Origin of the sequence: Pseudoalteromonas aurantia, from assembly GCF_005886875.1 — a bacterium.
GTDB lineage: Bacteria > Pseudomonadota > Gammaproteobacteria > Enterobacterales > Alteromonadaceae > Pseudoalteromonas > Pseudoalteromonas aurantia_A.
On sequence record NZ_PNBY01000220.1, the window covers coordinates 1 to 640 of the forward strand.

The 640-nt window shown below is 38.0% G+C and carries 1 protein-coding gene; it reads right to left on the reverse strand.

Features of this window, described 5'->3' with window-relative positions; genetic code table 11:
- On the reverse strand, nucleotides 1-575 hold a 575-nt coding region (locus CWC18_RS20745; RefSeq protein WP_249348317.1), incomplete at its 3' end, for a DUF885 family protein.
- Between the last annotated feature and the right edge of the window lie 65 nt (nucleotides 576-640).

The window sequence follows — 640 nt, forward strand, 5'->3', positions numbered from 1 at the left end:
TTATTTAGGAAACAACGCCTCCTAACTACCTCAATAGGTATTTCTGTTCTTACATTGAATACTTTAGATAATCCTGCGTCTATTTCATCTATAATAACTTTATAATCAGCCAATATTTGAGCTCGCCCTTCATCGCTGTCTTCATAATAATGTTGAGGATCGGCTTTGAGGGCATCCATGGCTTTAGAAAAACCAGCTGAAGTGTCATATCCTTGCGATTGCAAAATACTCAGCATTTGCGTTTTTATTCTGGTTACTTCACCGAGCCCCAAACGGTGTATTTCATCTGGTTCCATATCTGTGGTCGTATAAATCTCTAATGCTCTTTTATACGCTTTATCACCGTTGGGTAAACTCCAAAAGCCAACAGTGTCAGAGGCCTTGATATTTAACGCACTAAAATAATCAATAAGTAGTGTGTAGGCAGGGTAAACACTACTGATGATTTTATTTTTAGCATCATCAAGAAGCTGTTCTTTTCGTTCAGCTGAAAGATCCTCTAACGCCACTAATTTTTGCTCTAACGAAGTATATAAAATATTTTCATGGGCTGGAGTTTTAACAAACCCTCGCATTTCATTCAGTACGCGCTGAATAACGAATTTTGGAGGAATTATGCCTCAGGGCAAGATCATGAACT